Source organism: Bacillus sp. B28, assembly GCF_029536185.1.
In the GTDB taxonomy this organism is placed as follows: domain Bacteria; phylum Bacillota; class Bacilli; order Bacillales; family Bacillaceae; genus Bacillus; species Bacillus halotolerans.
The window spans coordinates 3,562,526-3,584,959 of record NZ_CP120511.1; the positions used below are offsets into that span (position 1 = coordinate 3,562,526).

The 22,434-nt window shown below is 40.9% G+C and carries 18 protein-coding genes; 8 read left to right on the top strand and 10 right to left on the bottom strand.

What is annotated here, in order from left to right:
- Nucleotides 1-31: 31 nt before the first annotated feature.
- Both P3L57_RS17760 and tagD read right to left on the bottom strand, forming a co-directional pair.
- On the bottom strand, nt 32-2,053 hold the full coding sequence (locus P3L57_RS17760; protein WP_069486835.1) for an alpha-glucosyltransferase N-terminal domain-containing protein: 2,022 nt from the start codon (nt 2,051-2,053) through the stop codon (nt 32-34).
- A 157-nt stretch (nt 2,054-2,210) separates the two neighbouring features.
- The gene (tagD, locus tag P3L57_RS17765; protein WP_010332101.1) at nt 2,211-2,600 is read right to left on the bottom strand and encodes a glycerol-3-phosphate cytidylyltransferase; all 390 of its coding nucleotides are present in this window, start codon (nt 2,598-2,600) and stop codon (nt 2,211-2,213) included.
- 419 nt (nt 2,601-3,019) lie between these two features.
- Between tagD and P3L57_RS17770 the strand changes: the two genes are divergently transcribed.
- The 3 genes from P3L57_RS17770 (at nt 3,020) to P3L57_RS17780 (ending at nt 6,417) form a co-directional block, all read left to right on the top strand.
- Complete coding sequence (locus P3L57_RS17770) at nt 3,020-3,790, top strand: WecB/TagA/CpsF family glycosyltransferase (RefSeq protein WP_044159538.1); 771 nt, start codon at nt 3,020-3,022, stop codon at nt 3,788-3,790.
- Nucleotides 3,791-3,822: 32 nt separating this feature from the next.
- Nucleotides 3,823-4,965 carry a CDP-glycerol glycerophosphotransferase family protein gene (locus P3L57_RS17775; RefSeq protein WP_069486834.1) on the top strand — a complete coding sequence of 381 codons (1,143 nt, stop codon included), beginning with the start codon at nt 3,823-3,825 and terminating at the stop codon, nt 4,963-4,965.
- Between the two features lie 129 nt (nt 4,966-5,094).
- The gene (locus P3L57_RS17780) at nt 5,095-6,417 is read left to right on the top strand and encodes a phage baseplate protein (protein WP_069486833.1); all 1,323 of its coding nucleotides are present in this window, start codon (nt 5,095-5,097) and stop codon (nt 6,415-6,417) included.
- A gap of 109 nt (nt 6,418-6,526) precedes the next feature.
- Here P3L57_RS17780 and P3L57_RS17785 read toward each other — a convergent pair whose 3' ends face one another.
- The gene (locus tag P3L57_RS17785; protein ID WP_264798204.1) at nt 6,527-9,169 is read right to left on the bottom strand and encodes a glucosaminidase domain-containing protein; all 2,643 of its coding nucleotides are present in this window, start codon (nt 9,167-9,169) and stop codon (nt 6,527-6,529) included.
- Nucleotides 9,170-9,299: 130 nt separating this feature from the next.
- The gene (gene manA / locus P3L57_RS17790; RefSeq protein ID WP_059292413.1) at nt 9,300-10,250 is read right to left on the bottom strand and encodes a mannose-6-phosphate isomerase, class I; all 951 of its coding nucleotides are present in this window, start codon (nt 10,248-10,250) and stop codon (nt 9,300-9,302) included.
- A gap of 267 nt (nt 10,251-10,517) precedes the next feature.
- Between manA and gerBA the strand changes: the two genes are divergently transcribed.
- Genes gerBA through P3L57_RS17805 form a run of 3 tightly spaced genes read left to right on the top strand, consistent with a single transcriptional unit; the run spans nt 10,518 to nt 14,202 of the window.
- Nucleotides 10,518-11,969 carry a spore germination protein GerBA gene (gene gerBA / locus P3L57_RS17795; protein WP_059353656.1) on the top strand — a complete coding sequence of 484 codons (1,452 nt, stop codon included), beginning with the start codon at nt 10,518-10,520 and terminating at the stop codon, nt 11,967-11,969.
- A 5-nt stretch (nt 11,970-11,974) separates the two neighbouring features.
- Nucleotides 11,975-13,081, top strand: coding sequence for a spore germination protein GerBB (gene gerBB, locus P3L57_RS17800; protein ID WP_202647757.1), 1,107 nt, complete (start codon nt 11,975-11,977; stop codon nt 13,079-13,081).
- Nucleotides 13,078-14,202 (top strand): spore germination protein GerBC, encoded by a 1,125-nt coding sequence (locus P3L57_RS17805; protein WP_044159561.1) that lies wholly within the window; start codon nt 13,078-13,080, stop codon nt 14,200-14,202. The genes gerBB and P3L57_RS17805 overlap by 4 nt, the downstream gene beginning before the upstream one ends.
- 46 nt (nt 14,203-14,248) lie before the next feature.
- Here P3L57_RS17805 and P3L57_RS17810 read toward each other — a convergent pair whose 3' ends face one another.
- Complete coding sequence (locus P3L57_RS17810) at nt 14,249-15,622, bottom strand: sugar porter family MFS transporter (RefSeq protein WP_264798205.1); 1,374 nt, start codon at nt 15,620-15,622, stop codon at nt 14,249-14,251.
- Nucleotides 15,623-15,952: 330 nt separating this feature from the next.
- On the opposite strand from P3L57_RS17810, the gene P3L57_RS17815 reads away from it, so the two are divergent.
- Together P3L57_RS17815 and P3L57_RS17820 are read left to right on the top strand one after the other, a co-directional pair.
- The gene (locus P3L57_RS17815) at nt 15,953-16,921 is read left to right on the top strand and encodes an LCP family protein (protein ID WP_069486829.1); all 969 of its coding nucleotides are present in this window, start codon (nt 15,953-15,955) and stop codon (nt 16,919-16,921) included.
- Nucleotides 16,922-17,076: 155 nt separating this feature from the next.
- Nucleotides 17,077-17,937, top strand: coding sequence for a Cof-type HAD-IIB family hydrolase (locus P3L57_RS17820; RefSeq protein ID WP_044159568.1), 861 nt, complete (start codon nt 17,077-17,079; stop codon nt 17,935-17,937).
- Between the two features lie 35 nt (nt 17,938-17,972).
- Here P3L57_RS17820 and P3L57_RS17825 read toward each other — a convergent pair whose 3' ends face one another.
- From P3L57_RS17825 to pgsB, 5 genes are all read right to left on the bottom strand, one after another.
- A complete protein-coding gene (locus tag P3L57_RS17825) occupies nt 17,973-19,214 on the bottom strand; it encodes a C40 family peptidase (protein ID WP_083244493.1) in 1,242 nt (413 codons plus the stop codon).
- Between the two features lie 157 nt (nt 19,215-19,371).
- Nucleotides 19,372-19,539, bottom strand: a complete 168-nt coding sequence (edmS, locus tag P3L57_RS17830) for an extrachromosomal elements maintenance protein EdmS (RefSeq protein ID WP_044159572.1) — start codon at nt 19,537-19,539, stop codon at nt 19,372-19,374.
- A 14-nt stretch (nt 19,540-19,553) separates the two neighbouring features.
- The gene (gene pgsA, locus P3L57_RS17835; RefSeq protein ID WP_044159574.1) at nt 19,554-20,696 is read right to left on the bottom strand and encodes a capsular polyglutamate synthetase PgsA; all 1,143 of its coding nucleotides are present in this window, start codon (nt 20,694-20,696) and stop codon (nt 19,554-19,556) included.
- Nucleotides 20,697-20,714: 18 nt separating this feature from the next.
- Nucleotides 20,715-21,164 carry a poly-gamma-glutamate biosynthesis protein PgsC gene (gene pgsC / locus P3L57_RS17840; protein WP_010332116.1) on the bottom strand — a complete coding sequence of 150 codons (450 nt, stop codon included), beginning with the start codon at nt 21,162-21,164 and terminating at the stop codon, nt 20,715-20,717.
- 14 nt (nt 21,165-21,178) lie between these two features.
- Nucleotides 21,179-22,360, bottom strand: coding sequence for a poly-gamma-glutamate synthase PgsB (gene pgsB, locus P3L57_RS17845; RefSeq protein WP_019715925.1), 1,182 nt, complete (start codon nt 22,358-22,360; stop codon nt 21,179-21,181).
- Nucleotides 22,361-22,434: the final 74 nt, after the last annotated feature.

Sequence of the window (22,434 nt, forward strand, 5' to 3'; positions counted from 1 at the left end):
CACAATAACAGCACTGCATCCTTTAAGGGTATTAACCTTCTTTCAGCTCCGTTAATTTCCAAGAGAAATTACCTTTTACTGTTGTATAGGGTTCTATGCAATAACCAAGATCCGTCATCACATGATTCCTGTCAAACTTTATTTCTTCACTCGAAACCCTGCGCATGATTTTTATATGATTAGTTCCAATAAAACGAATATAAAAATCAATGACCTGAGTCTTGTTAGCTGCTATTTTTTCAATATTAATATCTTTTTTCAGGTCAATTCTAAAATGACTGTCATTTAGTAAGGGAATATTAATAATCTCAGCCTTGTTCTTTCTGTCCAAGCCCACTAAGCTTATTTGTTTAACTAAGTCTTCCTGAGTGTGAGGGTCAAGTTCAAGTTCAACCTTATCCTGATCCTTAGTATATGAACTGATTGGCAGCTCTTTTTTCCCTATCTTTTTAAAGAGCATTGCTTTTTCTTCACGAACCTCAATCATTCGGTTCAATGCATAACCCCAATTTCCAATATAGTTGGATCTTGAATATTTCTCAGCCATTTTAAAAGCTTGTTCTGAGAATTCCTGATGAGTTTTTTCATCTCTCATTAAAGCGATGATGCCCTCAGCCAGTTTTTCTATATTATACTGCTCAATGACATATCCATTGACACCGTCAGTTACAAGACTCCTTGCTCCATAATCATAATCATACGTTACAACAGGACACCCATTGCTTAGCGCCTCCATATTTGAGAGACCGAATCCTTCAAAGTGGGAGGTTGATATCGTAAGCCACGCTTTCTGAAACTCCAAGTCCGGATTATTTGTATAACCTTTCAAAAAGACGTTATTCTGAAGTTTATGCTCTTCAATCTCTTTTTTTATTTTTTCAAAATCTTCACCAGATCCGAATATATCTAGTTTAGCTTCGGGAATTTCTTTCACTACTAAGCTAAAAGCTTTTACTGCATGTGTTAGATTCTTCATTGATGCGAGTCTTGAAATAATGACCACTTTGTATTTTTCACTCGGCACATTCAATACATTAGGATTAAGCGGCTTATCAATTGTATGCGGAGTAAAGAAAAACGTCTCTTGATCTCCTGAGATTAATCTGAAATCGTCTATTTGCTCTTCAGTTATAAAAAAGATGGCATCCAGATTATACATTTGACTGAATACCTCTTTGTAACGGCCTTTAATTTGGTATTTATGATTGCCGTAATGTTTATTATGAATGATAGCTCCATAATAAGCAGAAGGTGATTTCTTCACTTTGAAAACATGCTTATCCTGAGGCCGGCTATCAACTAGGAACAGCTTCGGTACATCGTTTTCATTTTGTAAATAATCTATCCAAAATTGACGCAGTTCCGATTCGTCTTTAACTTTTTTCTCGCCCTCTAAAGAATACCAAGTGAAATGTGAGAATTGAATATCCTTCTCTTCACTGTTCCATACATAGTGCTTGTCTAAATAAACTTGATTTTTATTATTGACATATTCCTGCAAAAACATATTATTTAATTGCTCATCATAATGAGTAACAAGTGCTAGACCGCCGTTTTTTGTATATTCTTCTCGCTTTATAAGCTGACTTTTGTCATTCCAATAATCAACATAACGGATTGTCTTACCGTCAGCATAATAAGTTACAGAAATTTCACTGTTTCTTTTGCCAAATAGCCTCGATACAGTTTTGGCGAATTTCCCCATACCTACTTGTTTTTTTATCTGTTCCAGCCCTAATTTTTCCTCATATGATCTTTTCCCATTTGTTTTCACACTTAAGAAATCATCATACAGATTTATAACGCTAGTATATTTTTCATCGATCTTACCGTTTTTATACAAATCCTGCTTTTTAGAAGCCAATTCAAGATCAAAGCGAAACGTTAAAAAAAATGTTTTTCTGTTACATTCTTCTCCAAATAATTTTGAGCGCAATAACAGTGACTTTGTCAGACCTCCGTAATTACTCGGCAGGCCGCCAGAAATAAAATAATAATTCATGTCAGGTATTTTTTGTTTTATATTAAATTCACTCACCGCATGTAAAGACATTTCTTACTCCCTTCGGCTCCTAGAATGTATGCTCATTGAAATTGATATCTTTCCCGGATACATTTGTATAAAAATCAATGTAAGCATCAAAAAGTACTTCTTATTTCAATAAGAAGTACTTTTTTAGATATTAAGCCAATGATATCAGGACCCCAAATTATATACCAGCAATTTCCTCTTTAATCTTTGTTGTAGAGATGCCTTCAGTTCGAGGAAGGTAGATAACCTCACACTGATCTTTAAGGAAGTCGAATTTACCTTCCCAGTCATCCCCCATAACAAAAACATCTATATTATGATCAATAATATCCTGCTTTTTTTGTTCCCAGCTTTTTTCAGGAATCACTTCATCAACATACCGAATAGTTTCTAAAATTAATTTACGGTGCTCGTAGCTATGATAAGCCTTTTTTTGCTTTTGTAAGTTAAATTCATCCGTTGAAATAGCAACAACTAAATAATCACCAAGTTGCTTTGCACGTTCAAGCAATTTAATATGACCCCAATGCAATAAATCAAAAGTTCCGTAAGTGATGACTTTCTTCATTTAGAGAAACTCTCCTTCCTAATGTTAAAAAAACAATATTAAAAACACTACCGTCGTTAGCGATTGAATTCTAAATACCCTGGGCAACTATTTTGTTTACATTCCTTATATCGACATATTTCTCGTATGCCTTCACTGATCACTAATTATAGCATACAGCCCACAAAAGGTTAAGTGCTCATGCAGAGAAAAACAATCCAAAATATGTAAACAAACTAAAACTCCCTTGGTAGCAAGGATTATCGTTCATTTGTTCATCCAATTGTAAAAATGGAAACATATTTAAATTTAATGTAAAGATAATGTTAAGCCATTGTTCGGGTTTTATGTTAAAATATACGGTAGGTTATTTTGTTTTTTTTATCTCTTGGGATTTTAGCTATATAAGTAGATTTTATTAAGGGAAGGAGGATCCGGACATGCAAACTGAAACTATTCATCATATTTCTTATGTAAACAGCGACCTCACATCCTTCATGAACCACCTTGAACAACATTATATTGATCAGGAAATCGGGGCATTTATTTCTACGGTAAATCCCGAAATAGGATATGCGGCTATTAAAGATAGAGATTACTTTAATGTATTGTCCTCTTCAAACTTTATTTTGCCTGATGGCATTGGAGTAGTCATGATGTCCCGATTGACTAACAGCAGACTTCACTCCCGAATCGCAGGATTCGACGTGTTTAAAGAGTTGCTCGGCATTGCTAACAAAAAGAAAAAACGTATATTTCTATACGGTGCGAAGAAAAATGTTATAGAGAATGTCGTATCCAAAATTTCTTCTGAATATCCAAATATACAAATCACGGGCTATTCAGATGGATATGTCCAAGACAGAGCCAAAGTAGCAAAACAAATTGCAAATGCAAAGCCAGATATGGTATTCGTAGCATTAGGATACCCTCATCAGGAAAATTTCATTCATAACTACAGACATTTATTCCCTCAGGCTGTTTCAATAGGACTCGGCGGAAGCTTTGATGTGTTTAGCGGCAATGTCAAACGGGCTCCTTCCTGGATGATTCGTTTAAATTTGGAATGGCTTTATCGTTTAGTGACAAATCCATGGCGCTGGAAAAGAATGCTCAGCATTCCAAAATACGCTTTAGCTGTTTTAAAGGAAGAAAAAACCGGAAAGACTTTTTATCCGAAACCTGAAAAAGATCATACAAAACAGTTATAAACGAAAATATATAAACAAGTGGATTGATAAAAATGAAAATAAGATCATTATTGGCGAATTGCTATCTGTATTTTTTATCAGCAATCGCCTTTTTTCTGCAATGGGTTAAACCAAGGAATAATGTAACACTGCTTATCTCGTTTGAAGCAAACGCAAAAGCGATTTTGGAGGAATATGAACGAAAACAGTACCCATTCACTTTAAACATTTTATATACACAGCAGGCATCCTCTATAGCCGAGAGATTTTCTCAGATCCAAACATATTCTTTAAAAGAAAAAAGTCCTTTTCATCTTTTTAGAGCCGTTTATCTCATGTTTAGCAGTAAAGTCGTTCTTACAGATAATTACTTCTTGTTAACAAGCGTGCTAAATAAACGGCCTCAAACCAAGTGTATCCAAGTCTGGCACGCAAACGGCTCTTTAAAAAAATTTGGTTTAGAGGATATAACAAACCTGCAACGAACACAAACTGATTTGAAAAGGTTCAAAAAGGTATACAGGTCTTTTGATTATATAACCGTTGGCTCTGAAGAAATGGCAGATATCTTTAAGAAATCTTTTGGAGTAAAGGATCATCAATTATTAAGAACAGGTGTGCCTTTAACTGATCCATATTACACTGATAGCAAAAAGAAGAATGCTGATTTTCAAAAAAACAAAAAGAAAATCATTCTCTACGCACCGACTTTTAGAGATTATGATATGAACGCAATACAATTGCCTTTAACCGAAGAGCAACTCATTCATCAGTTAAACGGAGAATATGTTTTATACGTTAAACTGCATCCCGCAGTCCAAATCAATATAGCCTTTACCTCTTCTAGTCATTATATTAAAAATGTTTCAGATTACTCTTTGTATGATTTGCTCATAACGGCAGACATATTAATCACTGACTACTCTTCCGTTCCATTTGAATATTCTATTTTAAATAAGCCGATTCTTTTCTACACATATGATTTTAAGAAATATAATGAAGAACGTGGGTTGATTGATAATTATCTTTCAGTCATACCGGGAAGAGCCTGTTATGACAGTCAGTCATTGCTGAATGAAATCCTCAGAGCTTCCTTTAATATTCCCGCAATTAAAGATTTTTCAGCAAAGTGGAATATGTATTCTAGAGGAAACTCCAGTAAGAATCTATTACAATTTATAAAAGATCAAATATAATACATTTGTTTAACACTTGTTCAAAAACAGAACAAGTGTTCTTTTTTCTCTTGACTATCGAACACGTGTTTGCTTTAATATAAATAGTTGCTTCTGGTGGCAGCAAAAATTGATAGAGGTGATGAACATATGGCCCAAAAAGAACTGTTTAATTTCACAAAAATAACTCCTAAATTATTTACTGAACTTCGTGTTGCTGACAAAACGGTCCTTCAATCATTTAATTTCGACGAAAAAAATCATCAAATTTATACGACACAAGTAGCAACCGGGATGGGAGGCGGAAGCCCTCAAAGCTTTCGGATAACCCGTCTTTCTTTTGAGGGATTGCAATTAGACAGCATGCTATTGAAACATGGAGGACACGGTACAAATATCGGGATTGAAAACCGAAACGGCACCATTTATATCTGGTCACTATACGATAGACCGAATGAAACAGATAAAAGTGATTTAGTTTGTTTTCCATATAAAGCTGGTGCTACTTTAGACGAAAATTCCAAGGAACTTCAGCGCTTCTCTAATCTCCCTTTAAATCATAGGGTTACACCTGCACTTGATATGAAAAATAGACAGCTGGCACTCAGACAATATGATACAGTCAATAAGAAACAATGGGTTACAGTCTTTAACCTGGACGATGCAATAGCAAATAAAAATAACCCTCTATATACGATAAACATTCCTGAAGAACTTCATTACTTACAAGGGTTCTTTTTAGATGACGGATATTTATATTGGTATACAGGAGATACTAACAGCAAAACGTTTCCCAACCTCATTACTGTGTTCGATACTTCCGGTAAGATTTTGTTACAGAAAGAAATTACTGTTGGCAGTGACCTTTCTTATCGATATGAAAATAATTTCCGTGAACCTGAAGGGATTTGCTTGTACACTAATCCCGAAACTGGAGCAAAATCTCTGATGGTAGGAATCACCAGCGGTAAAGAAGGCAGTAGAATAAGCAGAATTTATGCGTACCACTCTTATGAAAATTTTATGAATCACGTACCTATCATTCGGACTCCTTTATTAAAAACGGTCGGTCATCAAGAAAAATCACCAGAGAGATTCCAACCTTTTATTCAAACATTCATATTAGAATATAATGCCCAAAATAAAAAATGGGTGGTTCCAGCTTCAGGTTATTTACCATCATACACATCAAATGTAGTCCAAAATATTACTATCAATACAGAGGGAAACCTCCAAGTTAATTTAAATGAACGCTATATCAGTTTACTCCATCAAGCAATAGAGGGAGATTTTCGTTTAAAACAGAAGGATATCCGCATGGGGTCTTGGTATTTTGCCGGCGGTGAAAAATCAAATGTTCTTGAGATAGGTTTTATCAAAGGAAACACAAAAATTAGACCTGATGATGCTGCCATTCCAAATGGTTCAAGAATGAGCGTATTTATGATTGTTGCTGACAAGATTGAAGTATGAAATTAAAAATAGGCTGAAGCATACATACAGAGCTTCAGCCTATTTTAGAAAAAATAAAAAGATAACAAATAGAGATTGCATACCGATTCATAAGTTTTTCAGTTGCTATTTATTGATACTCCGGAACATCATAATACAGTGTGTACCCATCCAGTAATGAATACAGGCTATACATGCGGTTTACTTGTTTGTACGCCCAGCCGATATCTGTTGCGTATTGGTGTGCAGCTGTGGCTGACCATCTCATCTTGTATAGCGTGTCTTGATTGTAGGCTGTGTTATGAATGTAGGATGAGCCTATGAACTTGGCGCCCCCGATAATGGCGGCTTCTGGTGTGAACCAGCCTTGCTCGTATGCGTATTTGGCGCCGTAGTAGTTCGGGTTGCTATCGTATGCGCCGATTCCGTACATGTTATAAACGGTTCTTCCGTTATAGGTTAAACCATTGGCCAAATCAGATGTTCCGTTGCCTGTTTCAAGGAGAGCGTGTGAGATTAAATATAGCTCGTTGATGCTGTACTTAGTTGCGGCATCGATAAATGCCTTTGCTTTCCCTGTCAGTATGCCTTTGCCCGCAAGCACTTTCTGATTGACTTCGGCAACGCTGAGGCCGGCTGTCTGTGACAGCTTAAGAAATTGGAAGTAGTATTTGCTGTCCTTGGAAAAGTTGTTCGGGTCAACGTATTGTCCTACTTCATCGCTGCTAGCGTTTCTCCACCCCATATTGATTTTAGCCCACCCGTTTGTCTGGCCGATGATTTTCACTTTATCGCCTTTTTTTAATTGGCCGATGACGTTCGTCGGACTGACTGCCGGCGTTGACCGGATGTTGAGTACATCAGCTGTAACCGTTGAGGTTGCTGTATTGATATACGTGAGTGATACGTAAGCTGCACCGTCGGTTTGCGGGCTGACTTTCATTTGTTTTTGAACCATATCACGAAGCGAGAGATTATAATTCGTTTTCATGATTTGCGGACCGTTCTTTATTTTTACAGTGGATGATGTCCATCCATATAATTGTTTCAGCTTCGCTGATGCCGCTGAAGCTGCGCTATTGCCTGTGAATTGCTCGTTAAGGCTAATTTTATAAAGCGTGTTGCTTTTGGTCGTGTAGTTCGCGCTTAACTGTAGAGCTTTAAAATAGTTCAGTCCATTGTTTAATGCTGTTTTGCTGCTGAGCTGAGATGTCAGGATTTTGTATTGTGTATATGCTGTCGCGCCTGTTTTCACAGCTGTGCCAGAGGCGTTATTTTTTTTGAAAAAAGCAAGTACACGATCGATGTCCTCTTGGCTAATGATCGCCTCAGTGGTGATTTGATATTTACTTCCTGCTGTCTGACCCGTTTTTTTGCTTGTGGCTGAAATCTGATTCGATTTAAAGAACGTGATGGCTTCATTGACTTTAGCCGCTTCCAGCAGAGATTCAGTTGTAATTTTAAACGTGTTGGCAGTTTGTTTTTTTACTGTTTTTGCTGCAGCACTTAGCTTATTTTTCTTTAAAACGTTCAAACCTTTTGTAACTTTTGCTTGGTCTGTTGTTTCTTCAGAAATGAGCTGATATTGGTTTTCGGCTTTTTTTCCAGTCGCTTTTTTCGTTGCCTTTACTTTTTTCTGTGTGAAGAAGGCCGTAGCTTTGTTGGCCTGCTGCTCACCTAAAATCTGTGCAGTCGTAATTTGATAGGCAGATGACGTTGCCGTTTTTTTCACGGCAGATGACGTGTAATGCCATTTTTTCTTTTTGAAGAATGCGTCGACCTTTTGAAGCTGCTGTTTTGTCAAATTCTTCATGTTTACCGTATATGATGTGCTTTTGCCGACCTTTTGATAATATCCGGACACCCCAGTGTTTTTCTTGATTTGGCTGATGGCATCCTTCACTGTATTCAGCCCTTTGAAATAAGCCGATTGGACATTGTATACGTCTGCTGTTGTTTTTTGATTGATTGACTTGTAGCTTCCCGTAATTCCGGTACTTTGTTTCAGCTGCTGTAACAAAGTCTTGGCGTTTGCTTCACCTGATATAGAGGCTGTTGTAAACGTGTAATAGGCTTGGCCTTTCGCTGTTTCTTTTAATGATGCCTTCAGTCCTGATTCTTTTTGGAATGCGTTTTTGACTTGGGCAGCCTTGCTGTCTCCGATAATAGCGCCTGATTGAATGCTTGTTACAGACACTTCATGTGTAACGGGCTGGTACGTGCTTTTTATCCCCGTTTTCTTTGTCAGGCCTTGGATAAGCTCCTTGACCCTCGTCTCTTCTGCTATTTCCGAGGTAACCACGTTCATGTAAAACTGGGCTGTGCCGGACATCTTCACAGCGCCGGATACCCCTGTTTCCTGCTTAAGCTTGGCCAGCAGGGTGTTGGCCTGTTTTTCACTTGATATTGCGCCGGATGTGATGGTCATATACGGCTGTTTGCTGCCGACTGGACTGGATGTGCCTGTAATGGCTGTCTGTTTTGTCAGTCCGCTCAGCACGGTTTTAGCTTGTGCTTCGCTATGTATGCCTGTAGCGGTAATTTGGTAGGTTGCTGTTGTGCCTGAAGCCTGATAGGAGGCATCCCAGCCTGTGTCTTTTTCCAATTTGGCGGCGGCCTGAGAGGCTTGGCTTTCTGTGCTGAATGTTTTTGCCGGCTCCACCTTATAAATCGAGTAGTCCGTATACGCTGCAGCCTGTGCAGAGCCGGTTATGGTAAAAAAGGCAAGGGACGCGGCGGACAGGAGCATCGGTGCGATTAATCTCTTTTTCATTCCTTCTCCTCTTTCTTATTCAATGAGTATATAAAACTAGTTTATTTATCGGCACGCGTATGCTCTCTTTATAGGTCAATCCATTCCATTTTTGAAAAATAAAAAACTTAATCTCTAAGTGAGATTAAGTTTACATGTGTGACACAATCAATGTGCATGTGCCTTTAATTGTGAAGTCGGACATATTGTAAGGCAAAATAAAGTGATCGCCCTTTTTAAGCGGGCATGTTTCTTTTCCATACGTAAGCGAACCGCTTCCTTCTATTACACTGCATATCAAGAAGCTCTCATCCTGCGAAAGCTCAGCCTCTCCATTAATGTCCCATTTATAGACGGAAAAGTATTCCCCTTGGACAAACGTTTTAATTGTTATTCCTTTTCTTGATTCGGTTGATTCGTCTATATATCCGTCCACATGGGGAACGGTCGCCGCGTTAATGGCTTTTGCAAAATGAAGCTCCCTTGGCTTGCCGCTTAGTTCGAGACGGTCATAGTCGCAGACCCGATATGTGGCATCTGAATTTTGCTGGGTCTCTAACACAAGCGTTCCTTTGCATAAAGCGTGTATCGTACCGCTCGGCACATAATAGAAATCACCCGGCTTAATCTTGATTCTTCGCAGCAGGCCTTCCCAGTCACCGCTGTTAATCATTGTGACAAGTTCAGTTTTTGAGCGGGCCGTATGTCCGTAAATGATCTCTGCATTTTCTTTGCAGTCAATAATATACCAGCACTCCGTCTTGCCGAGTTCTCCCTGTTCGTTCTCTCCAGCGTAATAATCATCGGGATGGACTTTAATTGACGTATCTTCTTTTACGTCCAGCAGCTTCGTCAGTAACGGGAACCGGTCTCCCTCCACGCCTCCGAACAATTCCCGGTGCTCATCCCAAAGCTCGGTCAATGTCTTTCCTTTATACGGGCCATTCGCAACAGTGCTCGGTCCTTTTGGATGAGCGGAAATGGCCCAGCACTCCCCTGTTGTTTCTGATGGAATGTCATACCCAAAGACATCGCGTAAAGCGGTGCCGCCCCAGATTCTTTCTTTAAACACTGGCTTGAAAAAAATCGGTGATTGCGTCATGATCCGTACCCCTCCCCTTTAAATGGCTGATCATTATTTTCCCGATGCGTGCCCCTTACAAACGCCCCTATGTCTGTCTGCTTTTCAATGACAACATATGTACAAAGCATTACGTATCAATGACCCCTTTTTGAGAAAACGCTTCCTTTTTATTATATCACTTTCAAAAGAAGGTTTGTTTCAGCCTTTTCCTTATGAAGAATAATTCTCCTTTTTTGATACAAATTAAGAAAAACCGTCAATATGTTTTTATAAAGGAGAGAAACTATGCAAATCGACTCTGATCTCCAGCACAATATAGAAACACTGAAAAAAAAATTGGGGCAAAACGACGATATCGTGTTTTATACGTTTTCTTTCGGAGACAGCAGACAGAAGGCTTGCCTGCTGTATATTGACGGTTTGACAGAAAATAAGCTTCTGGCGCAATACGTCATTTCTCCTTTACAAAAAGAATCATTAGCTCAAAAAGAAGGCTTTATTGAAGATTTATCCGCTTTCTTTTTCGGCTATCATCACAGCGTTGTTTCTACAATAAAAGAAATACAGCAGCTCATTTTTACCGGACATACCATTTTGCTGGCCGACGGTTACAGCGCGGGGCTGGCATTTGACACGAAAACGTTAATGACGCGCAACCTTGAAGAGCCTTCCTCAGAAATCGTGGAACGCGGGCCGAAGATTGGCTTTATTGAAAAATTGCGGACAAACACGGCGCTTTTGCGAGAGCGGACGAGTGATCCTAATCTCGTCATAAAAGAAATGACAATAGGCAAAAGGACGAAAAAAAAGATAGCTGTCGCTTATATTCAGGATATTGCACCTGATTATGTCATAAAAGAAGTGTTTAAACGGCTGAAAGCCATCACGACAGATGATTTGCCGGAATCAGGTACACTTGAACAGCTCATTGAAGATGAACCCTTTTCAATTTTTCCCACGATTTTAAGCACAGAACGGCCTGATCGTGTAGAAAGCTCATTGTTAGAAGGAAGAGTCTCCATATTAGTAGATGGTACACCATTTGCATTGATTGTACCGGCAACGGTGGATGAATTTATTCATTCACCGGATGATTACAGCCAGCGCTGGATTACAATGTCTCTTATTCGTTTGCTTCGTTATTCAAGCATCCTGATTACCATTTATTTGCCCGGCTTATATATTTCTCTCGTTTCCTTCCACACCGGTCTTTTGCCGACGAGAATGGCCATTTCGATTGCGGGCAGCAGGCTGAATGTACCCTTTCCGCCTTTTGTCGAAGCCTTTATTATGATATTTACGATAGAACTGATCAGGGAAGCCGGTTTAAGATTGCCAAAACCGATCGGGCAGACGATTGGGCTTATTGGAGGCGTTGTCATTGGACAGGCAGCCGTACAGGCGCAAATCGTCAGCGCACTGATGGTCATAGTTGTATCAATTACCGCATTGGCATCATTCACCGTTCCTTCATACGCCTTTAACTTTCCGCTGCGGATTATTCGCATCGCGGGTATGATAAGTGCCGCGATACTTGGCATGTATGGCGTCATCATGGTCTTTCTGTTTGTGATCGGCCACTTGATGCGACTGAAAAGTTTTGGCCAAGATTACATTATTCCCATAATGGCACAGCCCGGACAAGATTTAAAGGACACTGTGATTCGCATCCCTACCCTATTTTTAAAAAGGAGACCTACCCGTAAAGACACAAAAGATAAAATCAGACAAAGGTGATGGCTATGATGCAATCAGAGGACAAGCTTACATTTATGCAGACGCTTATTATGGTAAGCAGTACAATGATCGGTGCCGGTGTCTTAACCCTTCCCCGCTCAGCCGCTGAAACCGAAAGTCCGAGCGGATGGATTATGATCCTGCTTCAGGGCGTTATTTTTATCATTTATGCTCTGTTATTTTTGCCTTTTCTTCAACGAAACAGCGGAAAAACGATTTTTGAGCTCAACAGCATTGCAGCCGGAAAATTGATCGGTTTCTTTTTGAATTTATTTATTACCCTTTATTTTATCGGTATCGTATGCTTTCAAGCCCGGGTCTTGGGAGAGGTTGTCGCATTCTTTCTATTAAAAAACACGCCGATGGCGGTTGTCGTCATTATTTTTCTGGCGGTTGCCATCTATCATGTGGCCGGAGGCGTTTACCCCATTGCGAAGGTATATGCGTATATCTTTCCTATTACTATTATTATTTTTCTGATGCTTCTGATGTTTAGCTTTCGTTTGTTTCAGTTAGATTTTATCCGACCCGTATTTGCAGGCGGCTATCAAAGTTTTTTCTCTTTATTTCCTAAAACCCTTTTATATTTTTCAGGATTTGAAGTCATTTTGTATCTCATTCCCTTTATGAAAGATCCGAAGAAGGTTAAAAAAGCTGTCGCTTTAGGCATTGCAACCTCAACTGTTTTCTACAGCATTACTTTGTTTATTGTCATTGGCTGTATGAGTGTGGCTGAAGCTAAAACAGTGACGTGGCCGACCATTTCACTCATCCACGCATTAGAAATCCCAGGGATTTTTATTGAACGATTTGATCTGTTTTTACAATTGACTTGGACAGCTCAGCAATTTGCATGTATGCTCGGCTCCTTTAAAGGCGCGCATATCGGATTAACAGATGTCTTTCACCTAAAAAATAAAAACAATCCGTGGCTGCTTGCTGCACTGCTGGCTGTTACATTTTTCTTCACAATGCTTCCTGACGATCTGAATGCCGTGTTTTATTACGGTTCACTTCTCGGATATGCATTTTTAGGTGTCATTATCATACCATTTCTCATCTGGTTTTTGAGCTGGGTACAGAAGAAGCTGGGGAGGGGTCAGCTGCAATGAAGACAATTATAAAGCTTGCAGCAATGGTTCTGATGCTGCAGCTGCTCTGCGGATGCTGGGATGTCAAAAATATTGAAAAACTGTCTTTCGCCAGAGGACTTGCTATCGATGAAACTGATGACCATCAGTATAAATTAACCTATCAAAACCTTCTTCCCCAAAGTGAAGACAGCCAATCATCAGGAAAACCGGAATTTGTCAATGTGACCTCCCGCGGGAAAACCATTCTCGAAGCGGTCAGTGATGTATCCATCAAGGACCCTCCTATCTATAGCGATCATTTGAAAGTGATTCTTTTGGGAGAAAAGCTAATGAAAAATCAAAATATCGATCAATTGTTCAACCATTTTATCCGGGATGATGAGCTGAGGAGAAGCAGCTATTTGATGGCAGCCAGAGGGGAAGCTGGAGACATTTTCACGGAAGGAAGTCCAAAGCAGCAGCTGCCGATGCCTTCCGAAAAGCTGATTGATCTGACAAACAACAGCGGATATAACGGGAAAATTATGATACCGCTTCGGATCGGAAGAGCTTCTATCTATTGCCAAAACGGCTACAGTTTTCTCATTCAAGCCGTGAAAAACCAAAAGGGAAAAGCAAAGTATGACGGGGCTGGCATTATTAAAAGCGGCAGCAATAAACTCGTCGGATTTCTTTCAGCGGATGAAACACAAGCGCTGACATGGGTAATGGGGACGATCCAAGGCGGCGTCATGCCGGCGGAAGAAAAAGGATCTCCGATTACATTTGAGATTAAGAAGTCCAAATCAAAAATCAAACCTGCCATTCAGAATGGAAAGCCTGTCTTTCATATTTCTGTCAAAACAACAGGCATTCTGACAGAAGATCAAAGTCCAAGAGAGAATTCTTTTAGCGAGAGTTATTTGCGTAAGCTGGAAAACATTTTTGAGAAAAAGCTGAAACACGATATCAAGCAGATTATGGATCAGCTGCAGCATACGTATAAAGCAGACCCTATCTTTTTATCTGACTACGTTCGGATTCAATACCCGGATTACTGGAATAAAGTAAAAGGGCATTGGGATGAAACGTTCACTGAGGCAGAGTTCACATACGATATTTCGTTCAAAATCATTAATTTTGGAACGGTTGGAAGGTAAGCAGCAAAAAGGGTGCGCCTGTTGGCAGCACCCTTTTGAATATGATTTACGTTCCCGCTGTCTGCTGTTTACCTGCCGGTCCTCCCTGACCGTTTTTATCGCGCAAATCCTGCTCGATTTCTTCAAGGCTTTTTCCTTTCGTCTCTGTTACTTTAAACCGGACAAATAGAAACGCCATAATGCCGATCGCAGCATAAATCAGGAATAAATAGCTGATGCCGATCGCTTCCATTAAAATTGGATAGGTTAGTGAAACAATCAAAGTTCCAGCGTGCAGCATCAAGGTGGAGACCCCAGTCCCGATGCCTCTCACATGAAGCGGAAATAGTTCAGGAAGCATCACCCAGACAACCGGGCCCCAGCTGACGGCAAACACAACGATAAACACGCCTAAGCAAATGACTGTCGTCCATGATGCAGCCGGGGTGTTATCGAAAAAGAGATTCACCATAGCCAGGACGATCAAGCTGATCACCATGCCTGCATTCCCGAATAACAGCAGCGGCTTTCTGCCGATTTTATCAATGATTTTAATGGCGAGAAGAGTCATAAGAACATTCACTGTTCCGATTCCGACCGTTCCTAAAATAGAGGCGGAGTTTCCGAACCCGACGTTTGTAAAGGTCTTCGGCGCATAATAAATGATTGTGTTCGTACCGATAAATTGCTGCAGAAACGCCAGTCCCAATCCGGCAATCAGCGCCGGGCGCACCCACGGATCGAACAGCTCCTTCAGACCGCCTTCGTCCTCTTTTTCCGCTTCTTTAATATCATGGATTTCCTGATCAATATCCTTTGTTCCCCGCAATCTTTGAAGAACTTTCTTCGCTTTGCCCTCTTCACCATTTGTAAACAGCCAGCGCGGGCTCTCAGGCATAAACAAAATACCAATGAGCAGGAGCAATGATGGTACGGCAGCCAATCCAAGCATCCAGCGCCACGCTTCCGCATCGGCAAATATGTAATTGACGATATAGGAAAGCAGGATGCCGACCGTAATCATCAGCTGGTTGAGGGACGACAGCGCACCCCGTTTCTCTTTTGGCGCCAGCTCAGACAAATACAGCGGCACGATCGTTGTCGATGTTCCGACTGCCAGTCCCAGAATGATTCTAAAGAGCACCATCACTCCTGTATTTGGCGCAAGCGCAACTCCCAATCCGCCTATACAAAACAGCAGCGCGGCAGCCATAATCGCTTTTTTCCTGCCAAAACGGTCCGTCAGCTTGCCAGCCGCTCCGGAACCGAGTATCGCTCCGATTAATAAAGAGCTGACAACAAGTCCCTCTGTAAAGGCGTTGAGGCCTAAATCCTTTTTCATAAATAAAATGGCTCCCGAAATGACGCCGGTATCATAGCCGTATAAAGCGCCACCAAGAGCGCCGAAAAAATAAAGCCATATATTTGACTGCTTCTTCATAGAAATGACTCCCTTTCTCCAATCAGTGATCCAATGGTACTGTCCACGGAGTTTTTTAGAAATCTTTTAGCCTATTTTTCCGGCAAATAAACCTATGCAGACGTACAGACATCTAATATCCATTAATTTACTGGCGTTTTTTTCAACTGCACCGAAACATTTTTTTCCCCAGTGGCGTCCAATAGAAGGTGATTCAGCACATCATCATAAATCTCTAAAAACAAAAACATATAAATATAGGAATTTTTATCGAATATTGTCTTATCAGCAGTTGCCCTACGGCAAAATGAATGGTACGCTTCAAATATTAATGAAACGTGAGGTATTGATATGGAAGAACGATCACAACGTAAGAAGAAAAAGAGACGCCTAAGAAAATGGGTGAAATTATTAGCCGGTGTAATGGCTTTTCTCATCATTGCCGCAGGTTCTGTCGGCACATACGCTTATGTCAAACTGAACAACGCTTCTAAAGAAGCTCACGTCAGTCTTGCCCGCGGAGAACAATCTGTAAAACGGATTAAAGAGTTTGATCCTGGAAAGGATTCTTTCTCTGTATTGCTCTTAGGAATTGATGCCAGGGAGAAAAACGGTGAGACGGTAGACCAGGCCAGAAGTGATGCGAATGTACTGATTACCTTTAACCGCAAAGAAAAAACAGCCAAAATGCTGAGCATTCCGCGCGACGCCTATGTGAATATTCCAGGCCATGGCTATGATAAGTTTACGCATGCCCACGCCTATGGCGGCGTAGATCTAAGTGTGAAAACAGTTGAAGAAATGCTTGATATTCCCGTTGATTATGTAGTCGAAAGCAACTTCACCGCGTTTGAAGACGTGGTAAATGAGCTGAATGGCGTTACAGTCAACGTAAAAAGCGATAAAGTCATCCAGCAAATCAAAAAGGATACAAAAGGAAAAGTTGTCCTTCAACAAGGCACACACACGCTTGATGGAGAGGAAGCGCTGGCTTACGTAAGAACACGTAAAGCCGACAGTGACCTTTTACGCGGACAAAGACAAATGGAAGTGCTGAAAGCCATTATCGATAAATCAAAATCGCTTAGCTCCATACCGGCTTATGATGATATTGTGGATACAATGGGAGAAAACTTAAAAATGAATCTATCTCTTAAAGATGCCATTGGCTTGTTCCCGTTTATCACTTCACTGAAGTCGGTTGAATCCATCCAGCTGACAGGCTATGACTATGAGCCTGGCGGCGTCTACTATTTCAGATTGAATCAGGAAAAACTGCAGGAAGTGAAAGAAGAGCTGCAAAACGATTTAGGTGTATAATGAACGGGATGGCGTGCAGCCATCCCGTTTTACATATTTCATTGTTGAAAAATAGGATCGTAAGGTTTAGCCTTGTCCTATATGGTTTATGTTTCGTATGAAAGCTGAACATACTACACGAAGCAGCTTCATTATTAAGGAGGTTTCCCCTACATATGAAATTAATAGCAATTGATTTAGACGGTACATTGCTGAATAAGGAAAGCATCATTTCTAATGAAAACAGAGCGGCTATCAAGCGGGCGCTTGATGCGGGTATCCTCGTTACCATTTGCACAGGAAGAGCAACGTTTGATGTTAAAGCGCTGCTGGAAGGCTTGGATATCCCTATCATCGCGGCAAATGGCGGAACGGTTCATGACAAAGGCTATAGCCTGATCAGCCGGACATTAATGGATCAAGAGGCCGGCAAAGCGATTGCTGATTACCTGCTCTCAAAAAATATTTACTTCGAGGTCTATACAGATGACCATCTGCTTTCTCCTTTTGACGGCGAATCTAAGCTTCAAGCAGAGCTTGACATTTTAAGGAGCGCCAATCCAGATGAAAACATGGATGAATTGTGGAAAGGAGCCATGACCCAGTTCAAGCAGTTCGGCATCAAACCGATCCCGCATATCGAATCGATTTTCGACGGCAGCGAAAACATTTACAAGCTCCTTTGCTTCTCCTTTGATATGGAAAAACTGAGACATGCGAAGGAAGAACTGAAGCATCATAAAAAACTGGCGCAAACCTCTTCCGGAAAGCACATTATCGAAATTCTTCCAGCCTCTTCCGGCAAAGGGCGCGCGCTGACTGAGCTTGCCGGCAAATACGGCATTGAGACGCAAGATATCTATGCGATTGGTGACAGTCCGAATGATTTATCCATGTTCGAAGTGGCAGGACACCGAATCGCCATGGAAAATGCGATTGATGAACTGAAAGAAAAAAGCACTTACGTGACGAAAAGCAATGATGAAAATGGCGTGGCCCACTTTATAGACCAGCTTCTATCCGGCCAATATGCATAAAGAAAAGACTCCAGAGATTCTGGAGTCTTTGTTTTTTATTGCACGCGAATACTTCCCGCGTATTTATCTTTCCAATACGTGCTCGTATTCATATTGGTAATGGTTACACCATTTGTTAATGTGACATGAACGACTTGGCCATTTCCGATATAGATGGCCGGGTTTAAGCTTGTTGATTGGAAAAAGACAATGTCCCCCGGTTTCAGGTCAGCCTTATCAACCTTTGTTCCCGCTTTATACTGGCTCGTCGCGTATCGGGGCAGTGAAATGCCTGCCGCTTTCTGGTAAACATATTGGATAAAGCCAGAAGTATCAAATCCTGTTTCTGGAGAAACCCCGCCCTTTTTGTAAGGAACTTCCCCGATATAGAGCGTCGCCTCCGACACAATCGGATTTTCTTTCGGAATCGTCAGGTTGTTAAACCGGCGGATGCCTGTCATCTTAGATTTCCAATAATCCTCTGATAAGTAGGAAATGGTTACTTTTTCAGACCGGCTCGCCTGAATGAACCTTCCGCCTCCTGCATAAATGCCGGCATGCGAAATTCCTGTTTTATACGTATTGCTGAAATAGATGACATCACCGGGTTTCATGTTCTGAAGCGCCACCTTCTCGCCTACTGCCCACTGCTGCTCTGCTGATCTCGGCAGATAGATGTCAAGCGCCTGTTTAAAGACATATTGCACAAGCCCTGAGCAATCGAAGCCCTCTGACGGCGTGCTTCCGCCAAAAACGTACGGAATGCCGAGGTATTTTTCGGCCTCCTGCACAACAGCCACATCAGCAGTCTCCGGATCGGCAGCGACTCGTTTCGCTCCAATATAAGAGCCGCTCCAATAGCTGCTTTTTTTGTAGTTTGTTACGATAACCCCTTTTGATAGGGTGCTGTGAATCATTTGCCCGTCTCCAATGTAAAGAGCGGCGTGTGTCGGTGCAGTCCCGCTGCTTCCCGCTTTTTTGAAAAATAAAATATCACCTGGTTTTAGATCTGCCGGCTTTACTGCCATTCCGACTTTTGACTGGTCGTTCACAGATCTCGGCAGATGAATATCAGCCTGACCGAAAGCATATTGAATCAATCCAGATGAATCGAAGCCCTCTTTCGGTGTTTCACCGCCGTATCTATACTTATACCCAAGCAGTTTCTTTGCTTCACTGATGATCAGGTCAGATTTTGCATCAGCCTCCGCAATATCCGCTTTTGTCATAATAGGAACCAAAAAACAAATCATAACGGCCACAAGCAAAAACTTCTTCCAGTTTGCCAGTGTGTTCACTTTTATTATCTCCTCCTCTATTTGCAGTTTTAACATCGGTATTTTTCTAGATATGTTAAGAGACTTTTTCATATTTTTACAGAATGAATATGCTGGCTTTCGAAATGGCAAATAAAAAAAGAGAATGTCTCGTAAGACATTCTCTTTTTTTTGTGTGTTATTTAGCGGCGTTTGCCGTTTCTTCCTGCTGTTGAATTTTATGAATTTCTGTATCGATTTTCTGCTTCTCCTGATCACTCAGCTGATCGTTGAATTTGAAAGCTGACATAAACATAAACACGACTGCAACGGCAACAAATGGCCAGATGGCTTTGACAAATTTCATCTTATATCACTCCATTATTTAGATTTTAGTTTGTCACTGTGATCGACATCAAAAGTCAGTTTTCCGTCTTCTACTTCCCATGCAAAATTAGAGTCTTTCGTCAGTTCGCGAATAATTGTTTTCTGTTTCAGACTGCCTTTTTTAACCGGGGCAGGTGTCGCTTCATGGATATCAATCGGCGTTACCTCAAAGTGTCCCGTTCCGTTTTTCTTCAAATGATACTGCACGAGCGCACTGTCTCTGGTTCTTGTCCAGCCTTGGTCAAACACAAAGTTCCCCAGACTGTAGAAAATGACGGTCCCGTTATAGACTTCGATCGGTTCAAGGACGTGCGGGTGATGGCCGACGATGATATCGGCACCTGCATCAGACATAGCTCTTGCCAATTGGCGCTGACGGTCATTCGGATCATTATCATACTCTTGTCCCCAGTGTGACTGTACAACTACGACATCAGCATGTTTTTTCGCTTCTGAAATCATAGGGATAAAGACTTCCGGATCTGCGGGAAGCACGCCCGGTGTATTCTTTTTAGCCGCGAAACCTTTGCCGGATACATCCGTGAATCCAAGGGTTGCGATAGTTACCCCATTTACTTCTTGATATGAGATATTCTTTTTCGCATCGCTCAAGCTGTATCCAGCCCCAACGATATCAAGGTTATGTTTCGAAAATTCTTCAAGTGTATCTTTCATGCCCTGTGCGCCGTAATCCATGGCATGGTTATTCGCGCCGTTAAGGACCGTGAAATTCATATCCTTCAGGACTTTTACGGATTCCTTGTTTGTCTGCAAATGAATTTCTTTTTCTGCTTCCTTATAGTTCTTTTTATAAGTTACCGGGTTTTCAAAGTTTCCGGCTACGTAGTCTGATGCTTTAAAGATAGGCTCAACGTATTGAAAAATACTGCTTACCCCTTTTTGTTCCGTTACTCTCTCAACATAGCGCCCCATCATAATATCGCCTACAAATGAGGCTGAAAGAACGTCATCTGAATAGGTTTTAACCTTTGGCGTCTCTGCTTTACCTGCCCACATAAAAGCAAACATGAGGACAAAAACGATCGGAATTGCGATAAATACGTGCTTATTGGTTTTCTTTTTTTGCTGTTTTGTCAGCTTCAGCAGCTTTTCATGAAAGCTCAGTTCTTTTTTCATCGTTTGACACACCTTACATTAAATTAAGTAGTAAACAAACATGATAGCAAAGGTCGCTCCGCTTAATAGCAGCGTGCTTCCGAACGTAATTGTTAATCCTTGTTTCTGAATGGTATTGGCGATTAAACCTGGCACGATAATGCCGATTCCTCGAAATTCTGCGATTTCAAATGGTACAATCGGGTATAGAAAATCAAAGGCAATTTTCAGGACAATTCCTGTGATCAGCATGGCAGCGAATTTTCTGCGTCCATACAAAATCATAAACTTGGATAAACCGAATTTCACAATGACATAGGTGAGCAAGCTGACTAATAATACGAGTAAAATAAAGACCGGCTGATTAAACACAAGTCCTAAATACCCCGGTACAACAAGCCCTGCCGGCACAATCCCTGTTTTTTCCGCAAAAATTAAACTGAGTAGTACACCTAAAATGAGTGCAATGTATAAATCTGATCCGAACATGTCTGCATTTCCTCCTAGCTTACGAGCTGCTTAACCTTATATTCGTGGATTTTTTCAATTAACGGCTCTGCGGCACCATGAATGTTGCCGACGCCATATATGACACGGTTGTGCATTCTTTTCTTTAACAATTCCATAATTTCTTCCGTTGATTTGTACTCCAGATCATGCAGTTTGTCTGCAGGAATTTTACCTTCTTCATAAGCTTTTACGATTGGTTCTGTTGTTTCACCGATTAAAATCAGTTCACTTGCTTCAATATAAGGCAATACGTCATTTGCGAATTGCTGTGTCCGATCCACACGGTCTGCGCGGCAGTTCATAATGATGATCGGATCATCGGTCGGATAACCGATTTCTTTTACACGTTTCCATATATTCAAAGTAGAAGAAGCGTCGTTTGCGGCAAACCCATTAACAAAGTGCCCAGGCTCGCTCGGACTGATCAGCGGAAGAATTCTCATTGCTCCCGGATCTGGCGGCGCATTCAGCATTCCTTTAAACGCTGTTTCTTCATCAATGCCGAGTGCTTGAGCCACACCCAATGCGAGAGAAGCATTATCAGGGAATACCATATATTCAAATTTACGAAGATATTCATCAGTAATTTTCGAGTTATCAGCAATGATGACTTTTGTGTTTCGCTCTTTGGCTTTTTGTTTAAAGAACTCGGTATATTCACTATCTGTAATGACAAGATGGCCATTATAAGGAATAGTAGCGGTAAACGCTTCCGCAATTTCATCTAGCGTCGGTCCCATGACATCCATATGGTCTTCCAGCACGTTTACGATGACACCGATATTAGCTTGAAGAAGTTCTTCCTGAAAGATAATTTGATAGTCCGGATTAACGGCCATACATTCACTGACGAGGGCGTTGGCTCCTCTTTCTACCGTTTCTCTCATGACTTCTTTTTGTTCGCCGATATTCGGTCCCTGAGGTTTCCGTTTAATCGGCTTTTCCTCCGGTGTATCCCAATAGATCATTCTTGCGTCCGTTCCTGTCGTTTTTCCGACAGTTTTGTAACCGGCTTCTATTAATATTCCGGTTGTCAGCCTTGTCACAGTGGACTTTCCTCGGATGCCGTTAATATTCACTCGAACAGGGAGGGCATCAATGTTTTTCTGATGTCGCCGTTTTTCTAATATTCCGATGACCAGTATGACAGCACAGGCTATAATGAGTAACCACATTGCTTATCGACATCTCCTTCTATATTGTTGTAAATTCATTCATCAGTATATAGAATCACTATGAATTCTCAATC